This window comes from Bacillus sp. CGMCC 1.16607 (genome assembly GCF_042683745.1).
Classification (GTDB): Bacteria; Bacillota; Bacilli; order Bacillales; family Cytobacillaceae; genus Pseudoneobacillus.
The window spans coordinates 51,390-57,772 of record NZ_JBHUJX010000009.1 but is presented as its reverse complement, the minus strand read 5'-3'; the positions used below and the strand labels follow the sequence as shown (position 1 = coordinate 57,772).

Sequence of the window (6,383 nt, the reverse complement as noted above, 5' to 3'; positions counted from 1 at the left end):
GCAAGCACCCAAAGATTCGCTCGACTTGCATGTATTAGGCACGCCGCCAGCGTTCGTCCTGAGCCAGGATCAAACTCTCCAATAAAGTGTTTGATTAGCTCATAAAGTTTACTCTGGCATACTTCTATAATAGAAGTTTTTTATTTGTTAACGTTTGGTTGTTTAGTTTTCAAAGAGCAATTTGTTCAATCGCCTTGAAGCGACTTTAATAATATATCATTTTGAAATCTTTTCGTCAACACTTTTTTTTACTTTTAAATTTAAAAATAAAATCTTCTTTGTCGACTTGGTCTATTATATCAGGCTATATAAGTAAATACAAGTAATTTCTCAAAGCAAATTTTATTCATTTTCAACCATTGATTTAATTATTACTTAAAGAAAATAGTGCCTATTTATACTGAACACTAAGTTCAACATGAATAGGCATGATTTAAAGACGTATTAGCTTTTTACTGTAGTACTTCTTCTATAAATAAATGTCTGTTTTTCTCTAAATGAATGATATCGTCTGTTTCTAAAAGTTTAATTAGTGGACGTGTAGGATTTTGCCCGTCTATAAAGACGATTTCTGCTGTTTGCCCATCAGAAAGTTTTACTTTTCCACCAATTGAGAAATTCATTAATGCGGAAATTAAAACTTTAACTACACTCATATCAAATTTTCCAAAACTGTCCTGTAATATCATTTCTAAGACCTTAAACGGAGATTGCTTGCTCTTATACATTCTCTCCGATGTCATAGCATGGAAAATATCAGCTACTGCTATGATTTTGGCAAAGGTGTTAATTTTTGAATTTTGATCTCCTAAAGGATAACCGCTGCCATCAATTCTTTCATGATGTTGAAGAATGGCTACCTTAGTATCTTGCCTTAATACTTGAATCTCTTGGACTAGTCTATAGCTATAAATAGGATGTTTCTTAACTTCCTCATACTCACTAGCAGTTAACGCGGTCTTTTTATTTATAATGGTTGGGTTTATTTTCGCCATTCCACAATCTGCTAAACAGCCTGCCAATGATAGTTGGACCCAATCTCCTTTAGGAAAGTTTAATTTCTTTCCGATAAAACCACATACTAAGCCTACGGTAACAGCGTGATGGTAAAGATAATCCTCTTTATTTGATAGATGATGGAGGTAAAAAATTTCAGATGGCGATTCCTCTAATTTATCTAGCAAAGGTAGTAGAATTTCTCGAATAGGTCCAATCTTTATAGGAAGCCCTGCTTGCCAAGAAAGAAATTCCCTTTTATAGTCTTTAACAGCCTCTAAATATAGATCGATAAAACCTTTTACTACTTTAATATTTTTATTATCTATCTTTGGATTATCCTCTTCTATTAATTCAGCAGGAATAAAAGGCATGCCATTCACAAGAGTCTTTTCCACTGTTACATCCTTTATTAAAAAGGCATGCAAAACTTCTATCATTTCTCCTGTTAAGACGGTCTTCTTTGTAATAATCGGTCGATTGGTCCAACTGTAAACATCCTTAGTTAAAATACAACCTTCTTGTAATTCTTTTATTCGTACCTTCAATTCTGCCACCTCCTACTTTAAAGCTCTATTAAACTATATATTATGTTTCATTACGTTGTCGCTTTTAATACAGAGTCATCTATTTTCCCCTTACTATTTTACCTTATTTTTCAAAAAATGAATATAGTTATCGGTTTCAACCGCTATTCCAATAAAAAAAGGAACACATTTTTTTGTGCTCCTCTTTTTTTGCTTATTCGGATGTATGATCAGGGTCAACATCGGTTAAGTTAACATCAGTAGACTCATCTAATTCAACTATTTCCTCGTCTTTTTCTTCCTCTTTTGCAACCAATGCAACTGTAGCTACATTTTCATCGTCGTTTTCACCTAGGCGAATTAATCTTACCCCTTGTGTATTTCGTCCGATAATAGATACTTCATTTACGTCTAATCGGATTAGTACCCCACCTGTTGTGATAAGCATTAAATCTTCTTCACCTGTAACGGCCTTCATGGAAACTAAACTTCCATTTTTCTCAGTAACATGGCATGTTTTAATTCCTTTACCACCACGGCTTTGAACTCGGTATTCTATGGCAGCTGTTCGTTTACCATAACCATTTTTGGTAACAATAAGAATGTCAGTATTTTCCTCTAGTACTTCCATTCCTACAACAGCATCATTCTTACCTAATGTAATACCTTTGACTCCAGTAGCTGTTCTTCCCATTGAACGAACATCTGTTTCTGGGAAACGAATAAGCATACCATTTTTAGTACCAATAATAATCTCTTTTGAGCCATCGGTTAGTTTAACAGAAATCAATTCATCCTCTTCACGTAAATTCAACGCAATTAATCCATTATTTCGGATATTGCCAAATGAAGATAAAGGAGAACGTTTAGATACTCCTTCTTTTGTCGTAAAGAATAAATACCAATTATCCACAAATTCTTCTATCGGGATAATCGCATTCACCCATTCTCCCTTTTCAACTCCCAAAAGATTAATAATTGGGAGTCCTTTTGCTGTACGGCTAAATTCAGGAATTTCATACCCCTTTGTACGATAAACCTTTCCTTTATTAGTAAAGTATAGGATGGTGTTATGTGTAGATGTTGTAATCAAATGTTCCACAAAGTCATCATCATTCGTACCCATTCCCTGAATTCCACGCCCACCGCGTCTTTGTGCACGGTACGTAGAAACCGGAAGTCGTTTAATATATCCGTTATGAGTTAGAGTGATTACGATATTTTCTTGTGGGATAAGATCTTCATCTTCAATAAACTCTAAACCACCAGATACAATTTCAGTACGGCGTTTATCATTAAATCTTTCTTTAAGCTCAGTGAGCTCTTCACGGATAATTTCTAATACCTTTTCTTCATCTGCAAGAATTGCTTTCAATTCAGCAATTAATTTAATGAGATTTTGGTACTCTTCTTCAATTTTCTCCCGCTCTAATCCTGTTAAACGTTGTAAACGCATATCGAGAATCGCTTGAGCTTGTTTTTCAGATAGCTCAAATTTAGTCATTAACCCTTCACGTGCAATATCTGTCGTTTGTGAGCTACGAATTAATTGAATGACTTCGTCTAGATGATCAAGAGCGATTCTTAAACCATCTAAAATATGTGCCCTTGCTTCTGCTTTGCGCAATTCAAACTCTGTTCTTCTTCGAATGACTACTTTTTGATGGTCTAGATAATGAACTAAACATTGTTTTAAGCTTAAAACTTTTGGTTGTCCATCAACTAAAGCTAATGTATTTATTCCAAAGCTTGTTTGAAGGGCTGTTTGTTTATATAAATTATTTAATAAAACATTTGCATTTGCGTCTTTACGAACTTCAATGACAATTCTCATTCCATTACGGTCTGACTCATCCCGTAAGTCTGTAATCCCATCAATTTTCTTATCGCGAGCTAATTCAGCAATCTTTTCTATTAGTTTAGCCTTATTTACTTGGTAAGGTAATTCATTTACAATGATAACTTCTTTACCATTTGACTTTTGTTCAATTTCCACTTTCGCACGTAAAGTAATTGACCCTCTACCTGTTTCATATGCTTTGCGAATACCGCTTCGGCCAAGGATTAATCCTCCTGTCGGAAAGTCTGGACCAGGAATGATTTCCATTAACTCTTGGATTGAAATTTCAGGGTCATGACTAATCGCTAATACTCCATCAATAACCTCTCCAAGCTGATGTGGTGGAATATTGGTAGCCATTCCAACTGCAATTCCAGTTGTCCCGTTAACTAATAAATTGGGAAATCTCGCTGGTAAAACAACAGGTTCTCTTTCCTCACCATCATAGTTATCTTGGAAATCGATCGTATCTTTGTTGATATCTCTTAGTAATTCCATCGAAATTTTGGACATTCTCGACTCTGTATAACGCATCGCAGCTGCTGAGTCACCGTCTACCGATCCAAAATTCCCATGACCATCCACTAGCATATAGCGATAGTTAAAGTCTTGAGCCATACGTACCATCGTTTCATATACAGCAGAATCACCATGTGGGTGATATTTACCGATTACGTCTCCAACGATACGGGCGGACTTTTTATAAGGTTTGTCCGAATGCATGCCAAGATCATGCATAGCATATAAAATACGGCGATGTACAGGTTTTAACCCATCTCTTACATCTGGCAAGGCACGAGAAACAATAACACTCATTGCATAGTCAAGAAATGAAGATTTCATTTCTTGACTAATATTAATCTCTTTTATTTGGGAATTTGGTGTTTCAGCCATATTTGGTACCTCCTATTTAGGGTTGATCACCATACTTATAAAGCGAATAGACTTACTAAAAAGCTGAAAAACTAGATAAGCTATCACGTTTTTACTGGACAATTAAAAAAGAAAAGGAGGATAGGCCTCCCTAATCCTCATCTGATATTTAGATGTCTAAGTTCTTCACGTATAGTGCATTTGCTTCGATAAAGTTACGACGTGGCTCTACTTTATCACCCATTAACATTTCAAAGGTTTCGTCTGCTTCAATCGCATCTTCTAGACTGACCTGAAGCATTGTTCTAAACTCTGGATCCATCGTAGTATCCCATAATTGTCCAGCGTTCATTTCTCCCAAACCTTTATAACGTTGAATATTAGGCTTTGGTTGACTAGGTAATTCTGCAAAAATCCGTTCAAGATCTTTATCGTTATATGCATACTCAACTCGTTTACCTTGTTGAACTTTATAAAGCGGCGGTTGGGCAATATAAACATATCCTGCCTCTAAAATTTGTCTCATATAGCGGTAAAAGAACGTTAGGAGAAGTGTACGGATATGCGCTCCGTCCACATCTGCATCTGTCATAATAACAACTTTATGATAACGTGCTTTAGCAATATCAAAGTCTTCTCCAATTCCTGTACCTATCGCTGTAATCATTGCCCTAACTTCATTATTGGAGAGTATCTTATCTAATCTTGCCTTTTCAACATTAAGGATTTTCCCTCTTAATGGTAAAATCGCTTGAAAATGACGATCACGACCTTGTTTTGCTGATCCACCTGCCGAGTCACCCTCAACAATATATAATTCACTTATAGATGGATCCTTCGAAGAACAATCTGCAAGTTTACCAGGTAAACTTGATACTTCTAACGCACTTTTGCGTCTAGTTAGTTCTCGTGCTTTTTTTGCAGCAAGACGCGCGCGTGCAGCCATTAATCCTTTTTCTACAATCTTTCTTGCAACAGAAGGGTTCTCGAGTAAGAACTTTTCAAAGGTATCCGCAAACACCGCGTCTGTAATCGTTCTAACTTCAGAATTACCTAACTTTGTTTTTGTTTGTCCTTCAAATTGAGGATCAGGATGTTTAATCGAAATGATAGCAGTAATCCCTTCACGAACATCTTCTCCTGAAAGATTCGCATCTGCCTCTTTAAAAATACCGTGTTTCCTAGCATAATCATTAATTACTCTAGTTAATGCGGTTTTAAAACCAAATTCATGAGTACCGCCTTCATACGTATGAATATTATTAGCAAAAGAGTATAGATTACTTGTATAGCCGTCATTATATTGCAGGGCAACTTCCACGGTAATCCCTTCACGTTCACCATCCATATAAATCGGTTCGTCGTGTATGACTTCTTTCGTGCGGTTTAAATGCTCTACATATGATTTAATTCCGCCTTCATAATAATATTCGTTCTTTTTCCCTTCAGAACGTGTATCTTCAATCGTAATTTTAAGACCACGGTTTAAGAATGCTAATTCTCTAAGTCGATTAGACAAAGTTTCATAATCATATTCCAATGTTTCAGTGAAAATTTCACCATCTGGCTTAAAGTGAGTGGTTGTTCCAGTACGATCTGTTTCCCCAATGATTTCTAAGTCTGTCGTAGGAACTCCACGTTCAAACTTTTGATAATGGATTTTCCCTTCACGATGAACATAAACCTCTAATATGGTAGAAAGGGCATTAACTACAGAAGCACCAACTCCATGTAAACCACCAGATACTTTATATCCGCCACCACCAAATTTTCCACCTGCGTGAAGAACGGTATGAATGACTTCTACTGCAGGACGACCCATCTTTTCATGGATACCTACAGGGATTCCACGGCCATTATCTATAACCTTAATACTATTATCGGGTTCAATAACAACATTAATTTCATTACAGAAGCCTGCTAGCGCTTCATCAATACTATTATCAACGATTTCCCAGACTAAATGGTGTAAGCCCTTCGCACTCGTTGAACCTATATACATTCCAGGACGTTTTCGAACGGCTTCAAGACCTTCTAGTACCTGTATTTGATTCTCATCATAGGATTGTTCTTGAATTGCTTTTGGTTCCGTTGTCAAAACAGTCACCTACACTTTCCATACATTCTAAAATCTGATCTATCGTTTA

Annotated in this window: 3 protein-coding genes and 1 rRNA gene; all 4 read right to left on the bottom strand. The window is 36.1% G+C overall.

The window, feature by feature from the left end; all coding sequences use genetic code 11:
* A 16S ribosomal RNA gene (locus ACFSO7_RS06860) occupies positions 1-85 on the bottom strand; the annotation flags it as partial.
* Between the two features lie 367 nt (positions 86-452).
* Positions 453-1,544 carry an HD-GYP domain-containing protein gene (locus tag ACFSO7_RS06855; protein ID WP_377876557.1) on the bottom strand — a complete coding sequence of 364 codons (1,092 nt, stop codon included), beginning with the start codon at positions 1,542-1,544 and terminating at the stop codon, positions 453-455.
* 193 nt (positions 1,545-1,737) lie between these two features.
* Positions 1,738-4,257 (bottom strand): DNA gyrase subunit A, encoded by a 2,520-nt coding sequence (gene gyrA, locus ACFSO7_RS06850; RefSeq protein ID WP_377876556.1) that lies wholly within the window; start codon positions 4,255-4,257, stop codon positions 1,738-1,740.
* Between the two features lie 148 nt (positions 4,258-4,405).
* Complete coding sequence (gene gyrB, locus ACFSO7_RS06845) at positions 4,406-6,313, bottom strand: DNA topoisomerase (ATP-hydrolyzing) subunit B (protein ID WP_377876562.1); 1,908 nt, start codon at positions 6,311-6,313, stop codon at positions 4,406-4,408.
* Positions 6,314-6,383: the final 70 nt, after the last annotated feature.

Bases quoted from the DNA above. Each gene is read 5' to 3' on its own strand.
- gyrA (WP_377876556.1), bottom strand. From the start codon at position 4,257: ATGGCTGAAACACCAAATTCCCAAATAAAAGAGATTAATATTAGTCAA.